This window comes from Nonomuraea sp. NPDC052116 (assembly GCF_040680035.1).
Taxonomy (GTDB): domain Bacteria; phylum Actinomycetota; class Actinomycetes; order Streptosporangiales; family Streptosporangiaceae; genus Nonomuraea; species Nonomuraea angiospora_A.
On the sequence record NZ_JBFAWA010000096.1, the window covers coordinates 1 to 2,633 of the forward strand.

Consider the following 2,633-nt stretch of genomic DNA (forward strand, 5'->3'; position numbering starts at 1 on the left):
ATCGACGTCCAATGCGCCGGGACCCGATCCACCTCCCACGCGTTGGACCAGATCGCCGCCTCCGTCGCACCCCCCAACGCCACCAACCGGCACTCGCTCTGAGCAGCCAGCCGCGCGTGCAGGTCCAACCCCACCCAGTCACCCGACACCAACGCCAGCCGCAAACTCGGAGCCGTGGTGTGCAGAAGCATGTCGAGCAAGGTCGGAACGGTGTTCCAGATCGTCACCCCATGCGCGGCACACAATCGGGCCCAAGCCTGCGCATCCCGCCGCTCCTCCTCCTGCGGCAGGACGAGCGCACCGCCAACCGACAGCAGGCCGAAGATGTCGAAGACGGACAGGTCGAAGTCCAACGCCGAGACCGCCAGGACCCGATCGTCCGGACCCACGCCAAAGCGCTGGTTGATGTCCTCGATCGTGTTGAGTGCAGCCCGATGAGAGACCTCCACCCCCTTCGGCTCCCCCGTCGAACCCGACGTGAAGATCACATAAGCCGACATATCCGGCGCGACCATCACCGGCTCAGCCAGCCCTTGCGACTCCACGGGCAGACCAGTCAGGACATGGCATGCACCCGCCCGCGACAAGATCCGCTCCCGCCGCGCGACCGGCTGATCCACCCCCACCGGGACATACACCCCACCAGCGGCAAGGACACCCAAGACAGCGGCGACCTGGTCCGGTCCCTTGGGCAGCACGACCCCCACCGCATCGCCCGTCACGACCCCAGCCGCCCGCAGATGCCCCGCCACCTGCAACGCCTGATCCGCCAACGCGCCATACGACACCACCCGGCCATCAGCGATCAACGCCACACGATCCGGCTCACGAGCAGCCCACCCGAAGAACCCCTCGTGCAAAACGCCTTCCGGCACCGGACCCGAAGTGGCGTTCACCCGCTCCCGCACCACCGCCTGCCCAGCAGGCAACCCCACCGGAACAGCAACCGACCAATCCCCCTGAGCCAGCCACTCCAACAACCCCCCGTAGGCGGCGAACATCGCATCCAGCGCACCCGGCGCGAACAGCTCCTCCACCGCGTCCCACCGGACCAGCAGGTCGCCCTCGACCTCCCCCACCTGGCTGTCCAGCCAGACCTGCGGGGTCTGCGACACGCCCCAGACCTGCTCGGCGAAGGAGGGGCCGAACGCGCCACCGCCGGCGACGCCGAGCGTGCTGGTGAACACGACCGGCATGGTCATCTCGATCGAGTCGCTCCGCCTGGCCAGCTCCCGCATCACCCAGACCGCCGACACCTCGCCGTGTTCGAGCCCGCGCCACACCTCTTCCTGCAGCCCGCGCGCCCCGTCCAGCCAGCCGGCTCCCGACCGGTAGCCGGCGAGCAGGAGGGAGGTGAAGTCGCCGAGCACGCGGTGGATGTCGGGGTGGACCTCCCGCCTGTCGAACAGCGTGAGGTTGAGCGTCAGCGCCTCCTGGCCGCTCCACCTGCCCAGGACCTCGCCGAAGGCGGCGGCCAGCACGGTGGCGGGGGTCAGCTCGTGCCGCCTGGCCAGATCCGTGATCGTACGCCACCGCTCGGCCGGTATCCGGAGCTCGCGGCGGGCGAACCGGGGCCGGTCGATCATCGCCGGGTCCACGCGCAGCGGCAGCCTCGGGGCGGGCGGCAGTTCGGGCAGCCGGGCGGCCCAGTATTCCTTGGCCGTCTCGAAGACCGCGGGATCGGGCTCCTGCGCGAGCACGTAGTCGCGGAACGACACCTCGATCGGCGGCAGAGCGGTCTCGGGGTCGTGATAGAGCTGGTCGAGTTCGGCGAAGAAGACCATCATGCTGAGCGCGTCGACGATGATGTTGTCGAAGCTGACGCCGAGCCGTACCCCGCCGTCGTGGCGGGCGGCCCGCGCGTCGAACAGCGGCCAGCTGGACACGTCCAGCACCTGGTGCGACATCTGCTCGCGCAACTGCTCGACGCTGTCGACGGCGGCGACGGCGAAGCGCGGCACCTCGGGCAGGATGCGCTGGAGCCCGTCCTGGTCGAAGACCGCGCGCAACATCTCGTGCCGCTCGATCAGCAGGTTCCAGGCCGTTTCCAGCCGGTCGAGGTCGATGTCGCCGTCGAACTCGGTGTAGAAGTGGCAGCCGACGCCGCCGAGCGTGAAGTGCTCGGCCCGGCCGAGCCAGTAGGCCCGCTGCACCTCGGTGGGCGGGAACGGGTCGTGCCGGTGCTCGACGTCCGGGACCAGCACGGGAGCGGGCGCAACCGCCTCCCCCACGGTGAAGGTGGCCGCGAAGTCCGCCAGCACGGGCGTCTCGAACAGCAGGCTCAGCCTGGCATCGGCGACGCCTTCCGCACGCAGGCGCGCGATCATGCGGGTGGCGAGCAGGGAGTCGCCGCCGAGGGCGAAGAAGCTGTCCGTGCGCTGTACGGCCGGGAGTTCGAGCAGGTCGGCCCAGATCTTGGCGAGCACGGTCTCGGCCGGTCCTACGGGCGGCTCCTGGACGGTGCTCTCCGCTGCCTCGCTGACCAGGGCGGTGAGTGCACTTCTGTCGATCTTGCCGTTGGCGGTCAGCGGCAGCCGATCCAGTACGGTGATCGTCGGCGGGACGGCATAGCCGGGCAGCCGATCGGACAGGAACGAACGCAGCTTGTCCAGATCGACGTCCTCAGGGGTGAC

Annotated in this window: 1 protein-coding gene; it reads right to left on the reverse strand. The window is 69.6% G+C overall.

Annotated elements, in window-relative coordinates; translation table 11 throughout:
* Window positions 1-2,633, reverse strand: a 2,633-nt coding sequence (locus tag AB0L65_RS62775; protein ID WP_364267556.1) for an AMP-binding protein, incomplete at both ends; no start/stop codon positions are given.